Below are 18,199 nucleotides of genomic sequence, written 5' to 3' on the forward strand. Positions count from 1 at the left end.
TAGAGAATCAAGACAAAGTGTCTTTATTACCTACAGTAGCGGCAAACAAGCTTCGTAGAATTGCTAGGTTATTATTGAAGAAAAGCTTTCTCTACCGTAGAAGGCACGGGTAAAATCATGAAGATTGACAAAATCGAAAGAATTTTACAAAAATTTGCTAGTCATACGCTAGGTTTTCAGGGTGTAGCACTGGTAAATGCCCAAGGTCAGCTAATCACATCAATTGGCATGGATGAGAACGCTACACTCAGTATGGCTAGCATGATGATTTATTTGACTGAGCGTACCCATAGGGAATTGGGATGGGAGGTAGTGGAGCAGATTGATGTTAAAAGTGCAGACGGTTAATGCAAGCTAATATCTAAACCATTCAGCTCTGCTTCAGGTGAAACTCGCAAACCCACTGTAACTTTAATTGCTGACCAAACAAACCAGCTAAACACAACTGTGAATATACCTACACAGAAAATACCAAGTAGCTGAATTAATAATTGATCCAAACCCCCACCATAAAATAATCCTGGTTTTGGACCAGGGTTAAACAGGGCAGTATTCCCACGAAGATTATCTTGTTGAGCGACGCTAAATAAGCCTACAGCCAGTTCCATTAAAAAACCAACCATTTGTTCCAAAGAGTGGGTTTGTGTTATCACCAAACATGAGACCACAGCCAATTCCCCAAAAAGCCACCGTCGCTAATGCAAATACAATGAAGTTTTGAGCTAGAATATTAACGGCATTTTTATGGCGGCATAAACCTGCTTCCAACATTGCAAAACCAGCGTTCATAAAGAACACTAAGCAAGCAGTGAACAAAACCCATATAGTATCCACAGCAGTTTCCAACTTTGAAGGGGTGCTTGATGTAGATGGAGAAGTCTGTGCAACTGCGGCGCAACTCCAAATCACTAAAATTATCACTGCCAAGAACAAGCAGGATGACCAAGTTGATGACAACCAGCTTTTTTGGCGCTTTAATTTTTTGAGCTTTGGTTTAAACATTAGTTTCATACATCACCCTTATCATCGTCATACATAGGCGGCAAGCCATAACGCTCATGTAGCTCTCGATCTATCTCTCGCAGTTTGTCCACTACCTTGTTTGGACCTCCCTTTAATGCTTCTTTGAATTCTGGTTCCCGACGCTTTTCTTCCTCAGCAAAAATCTGCTGGGCCTGTTCCATAGTGCCGTCTTGCTCAATAAAGTAACGAATCGCTGCTTCACCAATTGCAAAAGTTATGGACAGATCTGATTTGGTATCAGTTTGTTCAACACCCAATTGTTCCAAGAATTTTTCGGCTTCAATACTTTGGTCTGCGTTAGTAGCAACTTGGGCAATCATATTGACTAAGCGATTTCGGATAGACAACACCAGTTTTGAACGACCAAAAAGAACCCAACCAGCAAGAAATGCCAAACACGCGGCAACAAACGTATAGTCCATAGCTAAAGCTTTCTTGAGTCTGGTGGCAGCGGTTGCTCTTCCAAAGCCCTGTTTAGCAGCTTCGTCAGAAATACAGCTATATATCCGTAGAGCAAGTTCTTCAATGTTGTATCGTTTATCTTCATACTCACTCCATAACGTACAAACATGAAGATAAATTGAACTCAGACTTTTATACTCGGCGACTCTCGCCATAACGCAATCACGAATATTAGCTTCCTTTACTTGCAGTTTTGCCCCTCTATTTTCTCCATGACCAAGCAGTGCAATGTCTTGGATTTGTTGGGGAGCGATACAGTTAAAGTAAAGTACCCATCTGGCTCAACTCTGGGAATTCCTGGATTCTGCAAATTTCTTAAAACGGTGGCTTCGCGTTTCAGCATTTCCACCCACCTGGGTCCATCTTCTTTGAGCACCTTTAGAACTCTTGGTGTTCCTCTATCATCCATCTCAAAGGTTTCAGTATAGTTTTCTTGGCGCGGTTTGTGCAGCAATCGAACTAGTTTATACCGCTCATTAACCCTCTTTTGTCACTCTAGGCAGAAGAAAATTGGAAATAAGGGACATTGAAGTTTTGAAAGATTGAGCAAATACGCCCAGCTTGCTGGAGTCACTGGAGGAGGGAACCCCTTTACCGCGAGTGGAGCCTGTGTAAGACCTGCAAATCGCCAGATTTAAAGGCAACGGTCTATGAAGCTCGAAGCCCATCACTTACCGCGCTTTTCGGTAGTGTGGGTAGTTCACGAATCCTATTTGATTTTTGAAACATAGGTAGTAGGTAGGGCTGTGCCGCACACATTGAACAATGGTGGGCACTGCCCACCCTACGACTTGGAGATTTTTCAAAAATGATTTAGGAGTGCTATGTGAACTTTGAAAGGAATTTTAATAAAAAATAAATTTTCACGGGAAAGCTGGCAAATCTGCAGAAATCACCCTACGTGGGTAATGCGAGAGTGAATCTTGCAAGACTACCTTGGACTTATAGAAAAGCAATTATATAGAGCGTACAATTCACGGAGGGTGAATAATGACACAAGCTAGTGATTTCAATACAACACTTGAGGCTGCAGCTCGCTCTGTCAGTCTGCCAATCGTAGTACAGGGTGACACTGGTGACGCAGTGAAATACATACAACAATTACTGAACGCTTACAGAAGCAAGATTGGGGATGGAAGTGCAGCCGCCGTTCAAGTTGATGGAGTATTCGGTCAAAAAACTTTTGAAGCTGTCGTCCGATTTCAAAGAGCATACAAAGGCATTATCAGCGATCCTACTTTTCCTGTGGATGGTAAAGTGGGTCCCATAACTTGGCGTGCTTTGGGCGATTTTGGTTTACGTAAGTGCTCCGTTTAATCAGTTAACAGTGAACCATTAGTAAAGACGAGTCAAATCAACATCATTGGAAAAATAGGAAGGTAAATCATGGCTGAGAAAAAAATGCCTCAATTACAGAAAGGCACAAGTGGTGAAGCTGTAAGATTGCTACAACAACAACTGATTACTTTTGGCTATCTGGGTAATGATAACTTTGATGCACAATTTGGTTCTGTAACAGAGGCTGCCGTACAACAGTTCCAACGCGATCGCAACCTGAAAGATGATGGTGTTGTTGGACCCAACACTTGGTCTGCTTTAGCTGCCTGGGCTGGCAACTTTTGTCAACAAGTTTCTCCGTAGGTTGGGTTGAGGCACGAAACCCAACTTTCCTCCGTTAAACCACGAAACCCAACTTTCCTCGGTTGAACCACGAAATTCGGGTTTTGTTGGGTTGAGCCACGAAATTTCAGGTTTTGTTGGGTTGAGCCACGAAACCCAACTTTCCTCGGTTGATCCACGAAATTTCGGGTTTTGTTGGGTTGGGGCACGAAATTTCGGGTTTTGTTGGGTTGATCCACGAAATTTCGGGTTTTGTTGGGTTGGGGCACGAAATTTCGGGTTTTGTTGGGTTGAGGCACGAAATTTCGGGTTTTCTTGGGTTGGGGCATGGAAATTCGGGTTTTGTTGGGTTTCGCTGTCGCTCAACCCAACCTACTGAGCTAAATACAATTTAAAGAAATGGATTTTCTAAATCAACTTGTATGGTAGAATCTAGGAATGAGGTACAACCTCAAGAACTATCACAGGAACAATTTGAGCAAGAACTTGAGGAACAAGAACAACTTGATGCATTTGAGGAACAACCAGAAGCGAGGTCTATGTCAATAGGAGCAGCAGGTTCGGGTTTACCAACTTTGAGGTTTGGTTCCTCAGGTAATTCTGTTCGAGTCTTACAGCGGCTTTTAGTTTCTAACGGCTATTTTGTCAGAATTGATGGATCTTTCGGCGCACTGACAGAAGCTGCTGTGAGAGCTTTTCAAAGTGGACGAGGTCTTAATCCTGACGGGATAGTAGGTCCTAGAACTTGGGCGGAACTAACAGGCTAGTACATGAAGGATGAAGTATGAAGGCTGAGGGATGAAAGTAACAAGCTTCCACTGAAAAAAGCTTTATAACGATCTACAATGGCAGCCTTATTTCTGCCGATGTGTGCTAGTGCTGTGTATTGCAAGTAAGTAAAAACCACTACAGTACAATAATTATGCCAGTAGAAGGGTAAGGAGAAGTCGTAAACAAGGCTCCTTACTTACTTCTGTTTAAAGCAGATTAAATACTATTTTACGGATTCTTTGGAAAAAATTATTACATTTTTTATTTTGTAATTACTGTTTATTCCGGAACAAGAGCTATATTGTTTGTCAAAATAAGCATGAGCCCTAGTAAAATGTGACACAATGACTGATATTGCCCTGCTGATGACGGGCGTATTGCAAACAGGACAAATATCTCTGCTGAGTTTAGCGAATCTGCTATTTGTTCAGCTGGAGAACAGTGTGGAAGAGTCAACTCAAGACCAGCTATCTCCGATAGTTCCATCTGCTCAAATTACACCACCTGAATTTATGCAGTTAGATGAGACAATACGCGTCTCTCCGTCAGGTCTAACTACAGAAAATGAAAATTTAAAGAATCCAACTGAGACGATTCCCATAAATTCGTTGGTAGCGTCGGAAAGCTCCCTGGAGTTCAATTCTCGTCGCTATAGGCGAAGGTCAAGTGGTAAACAAGGCGGTTACCAAGTGGTAACTTCTATATCTTATGAATATACTAATCCATCTTTGCCAACTTTAAGTTTTGGAAATTCGGGTGTTGCTGTTAGGGCTTTACAACAATTGTTATCATACAATGGCTACACTGTACAAATTGATGGGGTTTTTGGTGCGTTGACGGAAACGGCTGTTAAATCTTTTCAAAACCAGCGAAGCATAGCGGTAGATGGGATTGTTGGTCAAAAAACTTGGGTGGAATTGACGAAATAGTCATTTGTCCAATGTCATTTGTCCTTTGCCCTTTACAAACGACTAATGACTCATGACAAATGACTCTTGACTCATTAACGATACTTATGTTGCTCTAATAGTTGTTGCGCTCTTGGCTTGTAAATTAAATAAAACAAAGCCTCTATGTAACGCAGCAAATCTTCTCGATTTTCTTTTGAAGTAAAGTTCCAGAAGCCATAAATTCTAGCTAAACTTAACAGCTTGGTAGTGTGAATTTTCCAGGTATAGGTGCTGTATACCCGTTCAATAGCTCGTTGTGAAATTTCGTTCCAATAGTTGGAATTTTGTTCGCAAAGCTTGATAAAATTCAGAATTTTTTCACCTGTTTCTTCTAAATTGGTAGGGTTGATGTAAAAGCCATTGACTTTATCTTGAATAATCTCTAGAGGACCACCAAATTGTGTTGCAAACGTGGGTAATCCTGAAATCATCGCTTCTAAAATTGTCAAACCAAACGCTTCAAACAAGGCAGGTTGTACAAAGATCCCCTTGCGGTCGGCAATCACTCGGTACACTTCCCCTGAGTCAGCTTTGGTCAAACGCACTCCCAGCCAGCGGATTTTACCTTGGAGGTTGTATTCTTCGATAGTGTGGTAAAGCTTGACAATCTCGTCGCGTTCTTCGTTGTCACCTGATTCTTCAACTCGCAATTTACCCGCAATTAAGATTAAATTACAATGTTCTTGTAATTCTTTATTCTGTCCAAAACACTCAGCTAAACCAGTTAAGTTCTTAATACGGTCAAGACGCGCCATTGAGAACAGTGGGCGCTTTTTAGGGTCGTCTAAAGTACCAAAAATTTGGGTTGGATCTTCCAGTGTAAAAAGCATTTCTTCTATTCTGGCGCGATCGCTCTCAATTCGGTCTTCAGTACTTGTGTAGGGGAAATAGCAACTTTCGTTGACTCCTGGTGGTACGACGTTAAACTTGGGGCTAAACAGTTCTATGCCATTAACGACGTGGTACAGTTCTGGCATTGTGAAGCACTTGAGAGATTCATACTGTCCTACACTATCTGGAGTTCCCACGATCTCTTGGTAGGTGCTGCTGATAATGAAATTCGCAGCATTCATTGCCAATAAATCAGCAGTGAATTGCAATGAAAAATGATACTTATCCTCTAAATCTTGCCAGTAGAGATTACTGAACAGGTACTTAGATTTTTCCAACGCATGGGCAATGTTACACTGAGTGACACCCAAACGACGCGCAAGTAAAAATGCTACTAAATTTCCATCAGTATAATTACCGACAATTAAATCGGGTCTGCCTTGAAATTCTGCAAGCAGTTCTTTTTCTGCATCAATAGCAAAAGTTTCCAGGTAAGGCCAAAACTCAAACCGTGAAATCCAGTTTTGAGTCATGTTGGGATTATATTCCCGCAAAGGCACTCGTAAAATCCACGCATTCTCTGTATCGTAGACCTTTTCTAGGCGTTGGTTACAAAGGGTGCCATCACTGTTGGGAATCAAACGACTGAGAATAATAACTTTGGGTTCAACATTTAATCCTCCCAAACCAGCCAACGTTGCATCTTCTTGCAGTTGCTTTTCTAAATTCTTCGCTTGGTCAAGGACGTAAACCACTTGACCCCCAGTGTCCGGACGACCCAAAACGCCCTCTTGTCCAAACCAACCGTGAGCAGACACTAATACGATTCTAAAGATCATTGGAACTCTAGAAATGAAGGCTTCTAGAGTCTGAGGGTCGGGAGAGTCTAACAATTCGTCTAAAATGCCTAAAGTGTCCCGAACTCGCATGGCGGTGTTTCCCCAACCCGGTTCAAAGCCCATCATTTGAAGGTCAAACCGAAATTCTTCATAGGGTTGTTCGTTGGGGATCTCGCTAACAAAAGTCAATGCTTTTTTAACTCGATCTGAGAGTTGCTGTTGTGACTGAATTCTTTCGTTGATTAGCAGTTGAACACCATTGTATTGGTGCAGGCGCAAGAAATTGAATAAGGACTCTTGCCCCTGCCTGGGGTCAACAAATAACTTACTGGATAGGTAGCGGTTGAGAAATTGCACCCCTTTACCAATATTTTTCGGGTCGCGGATGATTGGGGAGTAGTCATAAAATGGACCGAAATCCAACTCTAGTAAGTCCCCTTCATTGGGGTTGTATTTGTTGACTAAGCGATCGCGCAAATCCAATAGTTCTTGCACTGTCATTGGCTCAATATTTAAATTGGGTGTCAGTCTGTAAACTTCCTGACTGGCTATTTTGGGGCGAATAATCAAACAGAGGCTAGATTCCTCTTGAATAATTTCCTGAGTGTAGTAAATTAACTTGCTTAAGTGGGAGGCGCTATAAAACTGCTCTGTTTTTTGGTACTTTGAGCAGAATTCACGATATAAACTGAGTATGTCGTTTCGCAGCAAATATTTTTTTTCTTGCTGGCGTAAGTCGCTTATCAAAGAACGCAAATCATTTTTCTCTTCACTATCCAAAATGGCTTGAAGTAATTCTGACATGGCAATTCTTGAGATAATTGGATATTTCAACTTGAACGTTTTATCTGTCATGACTAATAGCTAACAGTTACCTTCTCATTGCAAATCTTTTTAGAAATTTACAATTAGTAATAAAGCATTAGCCTTCGACTAGGTTACATTTTTATGCTTATCTTATAAATGCGTATTTTAGACTCTAACTAAAGGCTTAGTCTTTTTTACTATCACTCATCAAAACTGTTAATATCAAGTCATTAATATGTTCTTTACTCTGCCTTGGTGAGGGAAAACTTTTATCTTTCCAGAAGAAGATAACCTGAAGAGGTAGTTGGTTGCAGGTGACTAGCGCCCACCCTACTTTTACTCGCTCCCTTGCTGCTGGGATTGGCAAGAAATATATTCTCCACCTTGTGGAACGGGCGGGGACGCCCGTCTCATACAAACGGTTCTCTGGAATCTAGTTTTGGGGTTTGCTAAACCAGTTTCATCTCTCAGGGCGAACGATGGGACTCGAACCCACGGATGGAGGAACCACAATCCTCTGCCTTAACCACTTGGCTACGCTCGCCATCACGTTACCTATAATAGCACGACTCTGTTAAATGATCCAGTCCTTTTTTTGAAGGAACGGGCTCAGTTAATCTAAAGTCTAAGAATCACAGCGACTAGTAATTAGGAAAATGAGAGTCTTACCTATTATTATATGTGTGGGAGCTTTGGGATTGGGAACGATAGGGCTAGCGATGGCAAAGACAAATCCCAGCCAACAGAAGTATGAAGACTATGCAGTACAGCAGCTATCAGATTATTTGAAAGGCAACGTGTGCAAGAAGAGCCAGAATATCTTTGAGAATATCATCAAGCTGAACTGCAGTGAACTCCTAGAATCGGCAACGCCGCAAATACGGGAAATCATTTCTATCAGAACAGAAAGGCAAGACTTTCTCATTTTCAGCGTTTACCGCACGGATTTAACAATAAACAATTGGATACCTTCCTACAAATTTGAGACGGTGGGAGCGTTTGACAACTTTTACACTTACAGCGCCCAAAAGCAATAGCTTTGTGTTGACCTTTGTGGTGAACAGTTAGCTATGCTTTCGGTCAGCTATCAAAAGTAAAGGCAAAAGACTGCACTGGGATAGAACTGGTTGAAAGCACAACTCTTTCCCTAGAAGCAGGTTGGAAATCATTATTCTCCTTACTATTTTTATTGGGTGCAAACAAATTCCTGGTTTCGAGGATAAGCAGATTGTGAGCAATGAATCTTCGTAACTGACTGGAATAAAGTAAATAAAAATAAGGAGCGTGCATTTTGTTCTTTCATAAAAAAGAAACAATTCAACCTGTTAGAGTTGATGAACCAAATCCACGTTTTGCTCAACTCCTTTTAGAGCAGTTTGGTGGTGCTACCGGTGAGCTAACAGCAGCTCTACAATACTGGACCCAGTCCTTCCACTGTGAAAATGCGGGTATTCGCGATATGCTACAGGATATTGCGATCGAAGAGTTTAGCCATTTGGAAATGGTTGGCAGACTCATCGAAGCCCATACTAAAAATGTAGACCAAACAGAAGCTTACAAAAGTACACTGTTTGCTGTTCGGGGGATGGGACCGCACTTATTAGATAGTCAAGGACAAGCTTGGACAGCAGCTTATGTTAATGAAGGTGGTGATGTAGTCCGCGATTTGCGAGCTAACATTGCTGCTGAAGCGGGTGCGCGTCAAACCTATGAGGAGTTAATTAAGTTAGCTCCTGAAGAAGGTACAAAACAGGCACTTGTCCATCTTCTGACACGGGAAGTTTCCCATACCCAAATGTTTATGAAGGCTCTGGAATCTTTGGGTAAGTTAACAGACCCGTTCTTCGGTAATATCCAGCCTGATAGCACCGTGGATATTTACTACAACTTGTCTAATAACGGAACGGACGAACGGGGCCCTTGGAATTCGGAACCCACTTTCCGATACATTGCTGACCCTCAAGCAAAATAATATATTATTAGTTAGTGGATAGTAGTTAGCAAAAAAGCTACTAACACTAACTACTAACTACCCAGTGTTTCTTAGCTATATCCTTGCCAATGTTATCTGCATATCTGCTAGTGTCTCACGGAAGTCACGATCCACGTCCGGAAATTGCTATGCAGCATCTGGCGGGGCTGTTATCTCGTAAAGTACAAAGCTATTTGTCCGGTATGGCAAACAGTTTTGCAGGATGTTCCTATGAGAAATCTTTGATAGGTACAGCGTATTTAGAATTGAATTCCGAACCGCTACACGAGCAAGTAAAAAGATTTGGTAACAATGCAGTCGCTTTAGGATGTCGTAGTTTAAAAATCCTACCGTTGTTTCTTCTGCCAGGAGTTCATGTGATGGAAGATATTCCGGCTGAAATTTCCCAGGCAGAACAGTCTCTTGATGAAAATATCAAGATTCACATACAACCATATTTAGGTAGCCATCCGGGTTTGGGTGCCCTACTAGCTAAGCAGTTAGCTCCTTCCTATGCAGGAGCAAAGATTCTTCTGGCTCACGGTAGCCGTCGTCCCGGTTCTCAACAAGCGGTGGAAGCAATAGCAGCATCTTTGGGAGCAGTAGCTGCTTATTGGACACATCCCTCTAGTCTCAAGTCACGGGTACAAGAGTTAGTGATTGCGGGTTACTGCCAAATTGCCATTTTGCCATATTTCTTATTTACAGGTGGAATAACTGATGCGATCGCACTTCAGCAAGAGGAGCTAAAATTACTGTTTCCGGGGGTCAGTTTTCAATTAGCTGAGCCTTTGGGAGCAAGTGCAGAATTAGCTGATGTAATTTGGGAGTTGATGGAGAAATGAACCATCAGGACGCAAAGGGTGCTGAGGAAACGAAGAACAAATCTGTGGGAAAGGTCTATTTGGTTGGTGCGGGACCGGGAGATCCGGGGTTAATGACTCTCAAGGGGAAAGGGTTGCTAGAGTGTGCGGATGTCGTGATTTATGACGCTTTGATTGCTCCGGCAATTTTAGCAATGATTAATCCTAAAGCTGAGAAAATTGATGCTGGCAAACGGCGGGGGCGTCATTCTTTGTTGCAGGAGGAGACGACACAGTTATTAATTGAGAAAGCACGAGATAATGCTGTCGTAGTGCGCTTGAAGGGGGGCGATCCGTTTATATTTGGTCGCGGTGGCGAGGAAATGGAGGAGTTGGTAAAGGCTGGTGTCGCAGTAGAAGTTGTGCCCGGTATTACATCGGGAATTGCTGCTCCTGCCTATGCGGGTATTCCTTTAACCCACAGGTTGTATAGTTCCTCCGTCACTTTTGTAACCGGGCATGAGGCGGCAGGTAAGTATCGTCCTGCAGTTAATTGGAATGCGATCGCTCACGGTTCAGAAACCATAGTGATCTATATGGGGATTCACAATCTGGCTTATATTGTGGAACAGTTAAAAGCCGGTGGGTTAAGTTTAGAAACACCTATTGCTTTGGTGCGTTGGGGGACGCGACCGGAGCAAGAAGAATTGATTGGTGTGTTAGAGACAATTGTAGAGCAAGTAGAAACTGCTGGATTTGGAGCGCCAGCAATTGTTGTCATTGGCACAGTTGTGAATTTGTATGCAACACTTGCTCAAGAGTTAAGTAAGTCGGCGTAAATAAACACAAATATGTTACAAAATGTAGATGCATTGAAAACCCTTACTAATGACCAATTACAAATGACTAAGGACGACCTTCACCAGTTACTTTTTTCTTACCGATCTACTTAACACAGAAAATTATCTAAGTAGTGGTACGGATAACGTAAAGGTAGTTCCCAATCCCGGCATGGTATCCACTTTAATATCTCCGCGCAATTGTTTGAGGTTGTTGCGAACCACATCCATGCCGATCCCTCGACCAGAAAGCATTGTCACTTGCTCAGAGGTACTAAACCCAGGCTCAAAAATCAGTGACAACAATTCTTCATCAGTAGCTTGTGCCAACAAACTCGACTCTAACCCCATCGTCAAAGCACGGGCACGAATTTTGTTCAGTGAAATGCCACGTCCGTCATCTCTGACAGTAATGATTGTACGATTACCTTCATTAGAGGCTTTGATTTCTATGATTCCCTGTTCCGGCTTACCACAGGCACGGCGAGTCGCTGGATCTTCAATACCATGATCGAAAGCATTTCGCATCAGGTGTATCAAGGGTTCTCTCAAAGCTTCTAAGATATTGCTTTCAATCAGGGTGTTGCCACCTTCAATTTTTAATTGAACATTTTTGCCGTATTCAATACATAGTTCGCGTAGAGCAACAGGAAAATTTTCAACAATATCGGACAGCGGACGCATTTTAATTTGAGCTAAAGACTTCTGCAATTGCTGAGCCGTTTTATTAAGCAAGTGATTGATTAGGTTGGTATCATCAAGACTGAGTTTAATTTCATTCGTAATCTTCTGAATATTAACAACAGTTTCTCTCACTGTTGATGAAATGATATGCAGTTTGTTATAACCGTCTATTTCCATATCATTTTCTATGGCATAGGGTAACAAAACAGCATCCGACAGTTGAGAGGTCGCTTTATCATAGTTCAAGCGTAATTCATGATGTTTGCGCTCAAGGTTTTTCACACGGATACTCATATTCCGAATCAGTTTATGCAAACGTTCTATTTGCATCAAAAAACTCTGCTGTTGTATTGCCGCATTCCCCAAAAAATTATTGTTAGTCTCAAGTTGTTTTGTTGGAAAGGACATAGTAGGATTTTTATTTGTATGGTTGGAGGAAATTTGTTCTTCTAATAACGGCACTAAATTAACGACTTTAGCTGGAGAATCTTTAGAAGTGCGATCGCCAGAAAACTGGATTTCAGCTTTGTTTTTCTGCTGAATTAATAAAGATTCGCTGGAAATGATATCTGTAGGCAAACAATCAAGTTGATGATTTATTATGAGGTTTTGCGATCGCCGCCAAGCTTCCAACGCCAAACGAGCAACATCTTCAACTTTTGTAGTAGATTCTAATTGTTTCAAAATTGACTGGCAAAGTTGGGTAAAAGCCTGTATTTGTAGCATTTGCCCCAAATCCGCTAGTTCAGAAGCCATTACAGCCACTTCGTTACGCAAAACAGACTGTTTACCTTGTCCTATTAAGGATTCTAGACGTTGCAAACAATCTTCTATTTCTGTTTGGAAAAGTAGCGAAATAAAGTCCTGCAATCTATTATGTGTAAACACTGTGGTTACATCATCCTCATAATTTTCATTACTACAACGTTCTTGAAGTTCTTGAAAAACTGGATAGCAAAAGGTTGTGAGCCACTGCTCATCAACAACGTGACCTTCCGAATATAGTTTTACAATTTGACGTAACCAATCTATACTAGATAATAGTAAGCTGTGCAAATCTGTATCAACTTCTAAGCCATTCTTTTGGTTTTTAAAAAATTTTAAAGAATCTTCCAAAAGATGTGCTAAATTGCTGAGAGTCTGAAACCCCATGATACCAGCACCGCCTTTGATGGAATGAGCAGATCTCAATCCAGCATTTATTTTTTGTGGGTTAATTTGACGGTTAAGTTTAATTTCAAATACGACAGATTCCAGAGTATTGAGGTGATCGGTAGCTTTTTCCAGAAACTGCATCTGGATTTCTAGTTGTTTGTCTCGTAACATAATGTTTATGATGCATCATGAGTCATTGACGTTACAGACTGCATTTGAACGACAATAACCTCTTGGGTGTACTTTATCGGTAAACTATTGTGTCAATAAAAATTGCATATTCTAACTAACCTGTTACATACTAGTAGTTAGCAGGTAGTAGTTAAAACATTTGTCGAACAGAGCTTCCACTACTAACCTCTATCCACTAACTACTCACAATCCTCAATTGTTACGGTTAACTCTTGAATACTAACCATCAATCATAAGTAGATAATTGCAAATTGAACAAGTAGCTTACTTTCTCAAAATCATGATATATTTTGCAGCAACAGAACAATTTAAAACTGCTCATGGTGAGCATTATGCCAGCAATAACTATTAAAATTTGGATTTTGTGCGCGATGTACAGGCGCTAGCCGACTTTGTTAGGAATGTGCAGCGATACGTAGGTTGGGTTGAGGAACGAAACCCAACACAATCGTAGAAATAAATTATCCCGGAATGTGGGACAGCCGTCCTCTCCCGTCCCATATAGGTGGCGGGCGAGACGCCCACACCACAAGAGATTATGTCCCACAAGAGCTTATTAAATACTTTTATATTCGGAAGACCCTGATATTGTGTCCGGTTAAACACTTATAAAAAATACCCCACCCTAGTACAAGTCGGCGTAAATAAGGCGACTGTTGTCAATCGCTCCATAGCTTATAGTGTAAGCCTTTTAATTTCATCCTTTATCCTTCATACTTCAGCCTTTCTGTACTAGCCCTCCCCTTATCAAGGGAGGGAATTACATCGACTTGCTTCCCCTTTTTATAAGAGGGGATTAAGGGGGGTAAATTCAACTTGTACACCACCGTAGCCCCCAATTCATGTAGAGGGTTGGGGAGGAGTAAAATCAGGATATCGTAAGTAATCAACCGGACATGATATTACTTGTAGATTACTTAATATGTTGGAAAATAATTTTTAGTAAATCTACTTGTGTAAAAGGCTTGGTTAAATATCCTGTTGACTTCACTATTTTTGCCTTAGCTTTGTCTATAAAACCGGTTCTGCCTGTAACCATAATTACAGGAGTATTTTGAAAGTATGAATGTTTTCTTAACAAAGAACAAATTTCATATCCATCTAAATTTGGCATTTCAATATCAAGTAAAATTATATCCGGCTTGATACGGATAATTTGCATCAAAGCCTTTAGAGGATCGTTCACTCCTATAACAGAGAAAATTTGTTCATCTAAAAAGCTTTTAACAGCATTTATAATAACTGGACTATCATCAATGCAGACAACTTTATAAACTTTTTTGTCGGCTGATTGTTGGGATACTGACTGATTTTCATGTTCGATTTCATTCAAATCAGAAATTAATGTGTATTTAGAATTATTCTCTAAATCGCGGCTTTCTTGTTTGGTAAATTTTTGCTCATCTCTGTGAATTTTCTGTTCAATTTTTGCTTGATATTTTCGCGCCTTTGCCTTCAAAAACTGGATACACTGCTGTGGAGCACTTGAGGGTTTAACGTTCCTTTGCTGTTCCAATCGATTCTGGCATTCTTGAAACAGCAAGCGTAAATCTAAATGGCAGAATCTTGGCATTTCGCCTAAAAAATTTTCAGGGATAAATTCGTAGCTTCCTTCTTCAATACTTAGCAAAGGTTCCAAAATTTCTAGTGCTAATTGTTCTATCAAAATTCCTGCTTCTGCAGAAGTGATGTACTTTTGATTAACTAACCAGCAAATAGCTAAATATTCAGGATTTTGTATTGATGAATTATCAAGTTTATTCTCAAAAAGTTCTTGTACTTGTTTATTAATTGCGCTACTAAGAGTAGGAATTTGCTCGCTCAAGCGATGCAATATTCTATACAGAATGTCAAACATTTTATCTGTATGGGAGATATAAATTACCTTTCCTTCCTCCATATAAATTGACCAAGAAGCCGACGGACTGTAAACTTGCCAACAACCAGTATTAGGGTTACTAGCCATTTTATTTAGTAGAAAGAGCGGCTGTATTTTCTGAAAAAACCTGTATCTACCAATGGGAAGTGTCGTCATATTCATGGCTCTAAGTTCAAATCAGGATTTGCAACCAAAGTAAGGTTGTCAACAAATTTTTAATGACAAAATATGTAAGGAGAAATGCAACTTGCAGATAGCAAATTGTCCTACCTCGGTATGAAGCTGTGCTTTACTCTCATTTTCGCACTTGTTCTGAATAAAGCCCAAGTCACGTAAATGGAGGACGTGAGGCTAACCTCATCTACCAAAACTGACTGTGCTCCCTCTAGGGAAGCCATGTTTGGAGATGCTTAATACCTGGTAAGTTGGTAGGTCTGTAAACTTAGTGTTGTTTCGAGTATGCTGGTCTTGACTGGAGCAAGGGTAGAATCGCAAATGGCTTGTGTAGAGAGTTCAAGCTTCTACTTAATTATAGGCTTGGGAGCACATTTAGCAGCAAAGCTTGGATTACTACAGAAGTGTCATCAGGTGGATAACTCTTCTTAAAAAAGTCTATTATTTGGCATAGTTGCATACTAAGACTGTCTCGTCTACTTGTATGTCTTGAGTGAATGGACAGTTTTTCATGCTGTCCACCATAACTATGAAAGAGCTGTCCGCTTAATAGACCTGTATCTAGTAAATGTAGAATACTGCTTTGAGTGTGATTCATGGCAAACTTACTCCAAAGGTGACTGGGATAGTTAGGTCATATAACAACAGTGTGGTAAGACGCAATGATAATCAGTGAACAAGCGAGAAACTTCTTCACACATATTGAGAAAACACTCTAACGTTGTTTTATGATAGGCAGTCACCCTGGGGCATAGGATACCAACTTTAAGATGTTCTAGCAAAACTCAAGAAGTACAGTGCATACCCGAAAAATAGAGACCTTTAGTTAACTGGTAGATGATAAATAACTCACTCTCTAACACTTGGGTAGATGGTAAGTAACTTACTCACTAACATTTAGGTTACTATAATTTTCAAAAAAAAGTTAAAGGATGTGTAAAGAGTAATATTAGTGAATAAAGAAACTATAAAAAACAATTAGCGTCGCACCATAAATATTTTATAAACGTGTATACTATCTAGGCTTTTTTTCGGTGTATATACTTAAGCCCGGAAAATTATAGAAATTTTTTACAATTTTTCTTTTTATAATTTTAAAAAAGAAAAATAACTGCTTGCAAAAGATTACTGCTTTTAATGTAATATTTTTTACAATAAAACCTAGCGAAATTTTTATACTATCAACACACTTAAAAATAAAATGTATAATTTGCATCGGAATTTTTGGATGACATCACAAGTCCCATCACAATTTCTCAAGATTAAGTCCATAAATTCAGGGAAGTAACCGTGATGAAAGTTTTGACTGCTCCCTTACAAGTATAAATTTTATCAGAAGAATTTAGATTCAAAAATTTATTGTAAAATATTATACTTTAAATTGAATTTTTTATTTAGAAAATATGTTATTTTTTATACAAAAATGTTTTTGGTTTTGAGCAATTCATCAAGAAAAAGGCTAAGTCTACAATAAAAGTATATATTCAAACGTCAAATAAATATTTTTTCAATGAAAATAATACTTATCAAAAGTATGTCATTTTTGTTACGTTTATGACAAGACTACGCAAATAAAAGATATTACACAATAGCTTTACAGAATCTTTACAGAACAGTTGCATAAAAACTGTGGAGCTAAAAGTAGACATAGTGCGAATAGCAGAACGTGTCTTTGTGATTCGTTACAATCAGTAATATTAATATCTCCAAAACCAACAACTGTGTCTCATCAATTGACCGAAATTAATTTACAAGTTTCAACAGAAGGAGAGCGTTTAGACCGTTACCTCTCACAAGAATTACCAGATATATCTCGTTCCAGAATTCAGCAGTTAATCGAACAAGGTAAAGTCCGGATTAACGGTAAAGTCTGTATATCTAAAAAGACACCTGTAAAAGCAGCAGATAGTATCATCCTAGAAATACCAGCAGCAGAACCTTTAGAACTCAAACCAGAAGAGATCCCCCTAGATATTCTTTACGAAGATAGCTCCCTACTTATTATCAACAAACCTGCTGACTTAGTTGTTCATCCCGCACCCGGTCATCAAGATGGTACCCTTGTTAACGCTATCTTGGCTCATTGTCCCAACTTACCAGGAATTGGGGGAGTTCAAAGACCGGGAATTGTCCACCGATTAGATAAGGATACAACTGGGGCGATCGCGATCGCCAAAACCGAACAAGCCCATCAGCATTTGCAAGCTCAACTGAAAGCAAAAACTGCAGGACGAGAATATTTAGGAATCGTCTATGGCGCACCTAAAACAGAAAGCGGTACCGTTAATTTACCCATTGGTCGTCACCCAATTGACCGCAAAAAAATGGCAGTTGTGGCTGTAGAAAAAGGGGGAAGACCTGCGATTACACATTGGAAAGTGAGAGAACGTTTGGGTAATTATACTCTAATGGAATTTCAATTAGAAACTGGGCGTACCCATCAGATTCGAGTTCACAGCGCCCAAATAGGTCATCCCATTGTCGGCGATCCCGTATATAGTTCTGGTCGTTCCATAGGAGTTAATTTACCCGGTCAAGCACTCCACGCTTGGCGACTTAAGTTGCAACATCCAGTGTCTGGAGAATGGATAGAGGTTACTGCACCTCCTCCCCAAACGTTTACAACTTTACTAGAAGTTTTACGGCGCAGAGCTACCGTTTCGTCTTAAACAGCAGTCTCTCCCTTTGGCTAATCCTTAATCTGCCTCGCCTCCTTCTTTTCTCTCGCCGCAAATAGTCTCTTTTTCTCTTCTCATGCTTCGTGACCTTTGTGCCTTCGTGGTTCTTTCAAATTCCGTATTTTTATCTTGTAATACGTAACAATGATTCAATGTTGGGTTTCGTTCCTCAACCTAACCTACGTTTATCTTTCAATGTTGGGTTTCGTTCCTCAACCTAACCTACGTTTATCTTTCAATGTTGGGTTCAGTCGGATACTAGTCAATGATTTAGATCACTACGAAAAATAGATCGATATCACATCCATCAGAGATACTTACGCAAGATTACCCTGCTTCTCTGATTTAGACAAGCTCACACTGTACATCAAAAATTTAAATTTATGAGTTGACTTGTCTGTCCCATCCTCTACACCTTAAATACACACCATATAAGTTTTACTTTTTACAGTTGTCTTTAGCTTTTCTTGCTTGAGTTACCCGGACTGTTTTTATAGCCCCAGTGGTCTCTTGCAATTTA

17 protein-coding genes, 1 tRNA gene and 2 pseudogenes are annotated in these 18,199 nt (G+C 40.2%); 11 read left to right on the forward strand and 9 right to left on the reverse strand.

Annotation, left to right across the window (positions count from 1 at the left end; genetic code table 11):
• The first annotated feature begins 117 nt into the window (after nucleotides 1–117).
• Nucleotides 118–348, forward strand: a complete 231-nt coding sequence (locus tag ACYRY3_RS23240; RefSeq protein WP_460204010.1) for a roadblock/LC7 domain-containing protein — start codon at nucleotides 118–120, stop codon at nucleotides 346–348.
• Here the strand turns inward: ACYRY3_RS23240 and ACYRY3_RS23245 are convergent.
• Together ACYRY3_RS23245 and ACYRY3_RS23250 are read right to left on the reverse strand one after the other, a co-directional pair.
• Nucleotides 345–623, reverse strand: a complete 279-nt coding sequence (locus ACYRY3_RS23245; protein ID WP_460204011.1) for a hypothetical protein — start codon at nucleotides 621–623, stop codon at nucleotides 345–347. The two genes, ACYRY3_RS23240 and ACYRY3_RS23245, sit on opposite strands and share 4 nt — an antisense overlap.
• Entirely contained in the window at nucleotides 583–789 is a 207-nt protein-coding gene (locus ACYRY3_RS23250; RefSeq protein ID WP_460204012.1) for a hypothetical protein, read from the reverse strand. The genes ACYRY3_RS23245 and ACYRY3_RS23250 overlap by 41 nt, the downstream gene beginning before the upstream one ends.
• Before the next feature lie 19 nt (nucleotides 790–808).
• Between ACYRY3_RS23250 and ACYRY3_RS23255 the strand changes: the two genes are divergently transcribed.
• Nucleotides 809–1,039: a hypothetical protein gene (locus tag ACYRY3_RS23255; protein ID WP_460204013.1), complete on the forward strand. Its 231-nt coding sequence runs from the start codon at nucleotides 809–811 to the stop codon at nucleotides 1,037–1,039.
• Here the strand turns inward: ACYRY3_RS23255 and ACYRY3_RS23260 are convergent.
• Both ACYRY3_RS23260 and ACYRY3_RS23265 read right to left on the reverse strand, forming a co-directional pair.
• The gene (locus ACYRY3_RS23260) at nucleotides 1,008–1,640 is read right to left on the reverse strand and encodes a hypothetical protein (RefSeq protein ID WP_460204014.1); all 633 of its coding nucleotides are present in this window, start codon (nucleotides 1,638–1,640) and stop codon (nucleotides 1,008–1,010) included. The genes ACYRY3_RS23255 and ACYRY3_RS23260 overlap by 32 nt on opposite strands.
• Before the next feature lie 26 nt (nucleotides 1,641–1,666).
• A complete protein-coding gene (locus ACYRY3_RS23265) occupies nucleotides 1,667–1,939 on the reverse strand; it encodes a hypothetical protein (protein ID WP_460204015.1) in 273 nt (90 codons plus the stop codon).
• 536 nt (nucleotides 1,940–2,475) lie between these two features.
• Here ACYRY3_RS23265 and ACYRY3_RS23270 point away from each other — a divergent pair.
• The 4 genes from ACYRY3_RS23270 (at nucleotide 2,476) to ACYRY3_RS23285 (ending at nucleotide 4,805) form a co-directional block, all read left to right on the forward strand.
• Nucleotides 2,476–2,802: a peptidoglycan-binding domain-containing protein gene (locus ACYRY3_RS23270; protein ID WP_460204016.1), complete on the forward strand. Its 327-nt coding sequence runs from the start codon at nucleotides 2,476–2,478 to the stop codon at nucleotides 2,800–2,802.
• Nucleotides 2,803–2,871: 69 nt separating this feature from the next.
• A complete protein-coding gene (locus ACYRY3_RS23275) occupies nucleotides 2,872–3,126 on the forward strand; it encodes a peptidoglycan-binding domain-containing protein (RefSeq protein ID WP_460204017.1) in 255 nt (84 codons plus the stop codon).
• Between the two features lie 401 nt (nucleotides 3,127–3,527).
• Nucleotides 3,528–3,872, forward strand: coding sequence for a peptidoglycan-binding domain-containing protein (locus ACYRY3_RS23280; RefSeq protein ID WP_460204018.1), 345 nt, complete (start codon nucleotides 3,528–3,530; stop codon nucleotides 3,870–3,872).
• A 348-nt stretch (nucleotides 3,873–4,220) separates the two neighbouring features.
• The gene (locus ACYRY3_RS23285) at nucleotides 4,221–4,805 is read left to right on the forward strand and encodes a peptidoglycan-binding domain-containing protein (RefSeq protein WP_460204019.1); all 585 of its coding nucleotides are present in this window, start codon (nucleotides 4,221–4,223) and stop codon (nucleotides 4,803–4,805) included.
• Between the two features lie 74 nt (nucleotides 4,806–4,879).
• On the opposite strand, the gene ACYRY3_RS23290 is transcribed toward ACYRY3_RS23285, so the two are convergent.
• Nucleotides 4,880–7,300, reverse strand: coding sequence for a sucrose synthase (locus ACYRY3_RS23290; protein ID WP_460204091.1), 2,421 nt, complete (start codon nucleotides 7,298–7,300; stop codon nucleotides 4,880–4,882).
• A gap of 474 nt (nucleotides 7,301–7,774) precedes the next feature.
• A tRNA-His gene (locus tag ACYRY3_RS23295) sits at nucleotides 7,775–7,847 on the reverse strand.
• A gap of 112 nt (nucleotides 7,848–7,959) precedes the next feature.
• On the opposite strand from ACYRY3_RS23295, the gene ACYRY3_RS23300 reads away from it, so the two are divergent.
• From ACYRY3_RS23300 to cobA, 4 genes are all read left to right on the forward strand, one after another.
• Nucleotides 7,960–8,340, forward strand: a complete 381-nt coding sequence (locus ACYRY3_RS23300) for a DUF4359 domain-containing protein (protein ID WP_460204020.1) — start codon at nucleotides 7,960–7,962, stop codon at nucleotides 8,338–8,340.
• Nucleotides 8,341–8,594: 254 nt separating this feature from the next.
• The gene (locus ACYRY3_RS23305; RefSeq protein WP_460204021.1) at nucleotides 8,595–9,275 is read left to right on the forward strand and encodes a manganese catalase family protein; all 681 of its coding nucleotides are present in this window, start codon (nucleotides 8,595–8,597) and stop codon (nucleotides 9,273–9,275) included.
• Nucleotides 9,276–9,364: 89 nt separating this feature from the next.
• Entirely contained in the window at nucleotides 9,365–10,120 is a 756-nt protein-coding gene (locus ACYRY3_RS23310) for a sirohydrochlorin chelatase (RefSeq protein ID WP_460204022.1), read from the forward strand.
• Nucleotides 10,117–10,917 (forward strand): uroporphyrinogen-III C-methyltransferase, encoded by an 801-nt coding sequence (gene cobA, locus ACYRY3_RS23315; protein ID WP_460204023.1) that lies wholly within the window; start codon nucleotides 10,117–10,119, stop codon nucleotides 10,915–10,917. Before ACYRY3_RS23310 ends, cobA begins: the two co-directional genes overlap by 4 nt.
• A gap of 135 nt (nucleotides 10,918–11,052) precedes the next feature.
• Here the strand turns inward: cobA and ACYRY3_RS23320 are convergent.
• The 3 genes and pseudogenes from ACYRY3_RS23320 to ACYRY3_RS23330 all read right to left on the reverse strand — a co-directional run.
• Nucleotides 11,053–11,928, reverse strand: a pseudogene (locus tag ACYRY3_RS23320) (chemotaxis protein CheA); the annotation flags it as partial.
• A gap of 714 nt (nucleotides 11,929–12,642) precedes the next feature.
• Nucleotides 12,643–12,927 (reverse strand): annotated as a pseudogene (locus ACYRY3_RS23325) (Hpt domain-containing protein); the annotation flags it as partial.
• Nucleotides 12,928–13,861: 934 nt separating this feature from the next.
• A complete protein-coding gene (locus ACYRY3_RS23330) occupies nucleotides 13,862–14,983 on the reverse strand; it encodes a response regulator (protein ID WP_460204024.1) in 1,122 nt (373 codons plus the stop codon).
• Between the two features lie 1,751 nt (nucleotides 14,984–16,734).
• Here ACYRY3_RS23330 and ACYRY3_RS23335 point away from each other — a divergent pair.
• The gene (locus ACYRY3_RS23335) at nucleotides 16,735–17,670 is read left to right on the forward strand and encodes an RluA family pseudouridine synthase (protein ID WP_460204092.1); all 936 of its coding nucleotides are present in this window, start codon (nucleotides 16,735–16,737) and stop codon (nucleotides 17,668–17,670) included.
• The last annotated feature ends 529 nt before the right edge of the window (nucleotides 17,671–18,199 follow it).

The organism is Scytonema sp. NUACC21 (genome assembly GCF_054684315.1).

Excerpts from the sequence above, each read along its gene's own strand:
- ACYRY3_RS23240 (WP_460204010.1), top strand. The coding sequence starts at position 118 with ATGAAGATTGACAAAATCGAAAGAATTTTACAAAAATTTGCTAGTCAT.
- ACYRY3_RS23245 (WP_460204011.1), bottom strand. The coding sequence starts at position 623 with ATGGTTGGTTTTTTAATGGAACTGGCTGTAGGCTTATTTAGCGTCGCT.
- ACYRY3_RS23250 (WP_460204012.1), bottom strand. The coding sequence starts at position 789 with ATGAACGCTGGTTTTGCAATGTTGGAAGCAGGTTTATGCCGCCATAAA.
- ACYRY3_RS23260 (WP_460204014.1), bottom strand. The coding sequence starts at position 1,640 with ATGGCGAGAGTCGCCGAGTATAAAAGTCTGAGTTCAATTTATCTTCAT.
- ACYRY3_RS23270 (WP_460204016.1), top strand. The coding sequence starts at position 2,476 with ATGACACAAGCTAGTGATTTCAATACAACACTTGAGGCTGCAGCTCGC.
- ACYRY3_RS23275 (WP_460204017.1), top strand. The coding sequence starts at position 2,872 with ATGGCTGAGAAAAAAATGCCTCAATTACAGAAAGGCACAAGTGGTGAA.
- ACYRY3_RS23280 (WP_460204018.1), top strand. The coding sequence starts at position 3,528 with ATGGTAGAATCTAGGAATGAGGTACAACCTCAAGAACTATCACAGGAA.
- ACYRY3_RS23285 (WP_460204019.1), top strand. The coding sequence starts at position 4,221 with ATGACTGATATTGCCCTGCTGATGACGGGCGTATTGCAAACAGGACAA.
- ACYRY3_RS23290 (WP_460204091.1), bottom strand. The coding sequence starts at position 7,300 with ATGTCAGAATTACTTCAAGCCATTTTGGATAGTGAAGAGAAAAATGAT.
- ACYRY3_RS23300 (WP_460204020.1), top strand. The coding sequence starts at position 7,960 with ATGAGAGTCTTACCTATTATTATATGTGTGGGAGCTTTGGGATTGGGA.
- ACYRY3_RS23310 (WP_460204022.1), top strand. The coding sequence starts at position 9,365 with ATGTTATCTGCATATCTGCTAGTGTCTCACGGAAGTCACGATCCACGT.
- cobA (WP_460204023.1), top strand. The coding sequence starts at position 10,117 with ATGAACCATCAGGACGCAAAGGGTGCTGAGGAAACGAAGAACAAATCT.
- ACYRY3_RS23330 (WP_460204024.1), bottom strand. The coding sequence starts at position 14,983 with ATGACGACACTTCCCATTGGTAGATACAGGTTTTTTCAGAAAATACAG.